At 56.7% G+C, this 628-nt stretch carries 1 protein-coding gene; it reads right to left on the minus strand.

The genetic code is table 11. The annotated features are described in order from the left end of the window. Positions 1-125 precede the first annotated feature (125 nt). The coding region (locus ACOCD2_RS24775; protein WP_419590057.1) for an IS66 family transposase at positions 126-628 on the minus strand (503 nt) is incomplete at its 5' end.

Raw genomic sequence — 628 nt, forward strand, 5'->3', positions numbered from 1 at the left:
TCGCCCTTTTCCTGCGCCCTGGCGAGCTGCAGCAACAGGCAAAGCATGTTCTCCAGCTCGGCAGACGTATTCTCACCGTGGCGTACCATCTGCCGGTACACTCCCAGTCCATAGGTGAACTGTAACTACTCACCCCTATCAGCATAGAGCTGTCCCGAAAAGGCCATTTGAATGGCGACCAGCGGATTGTATCCCTGATTTGCCATGGTCTGCAGGTAACTGGAGATGCGGCAATAGACCTCGGCGTGCTTTCTTGTCCGGAAGCACCCCGACACCTTCTGTTTGACCTTGCTCATTCTCAGGTCACGTTCGGCCCGGTTGTTGGTAAACGGCACGTATGAGAGTCTGGCGAAGAGCAGTACTGCCGTCTCATGCTTCTTCAGTCGTTCCCACAGGTTGTGCGCATCGGATTTGGCGACCCGGCCCCGTTTGCCGTTTTGTCTGGGCGGGATAGGCGGGAGCTGCTTTGCACCGCGGGTGAGGATATTGCGGTAGCGTTTCTGCAGGTTTTTGTACTCATTCCCGGTCAGGCGCTTCGATTGGCGTTTGGCGACAATGGCGCAGGTTTCCTGGAGCAGGCGCTTCATATTGGCCGCCCAGGCATAGTCATTGGCGTCGATGACGAAGG

This window comes from Thiolapillus sp., from assembly GCF_048562965.1.
Classification (GTDB): domain Bacteria; phylum Pseudomonadota; class Gammaproteobacteria; order Chromatiales; family Chromatiaceae; genus Thiolapillus; species Thiolapillus brandeum_A.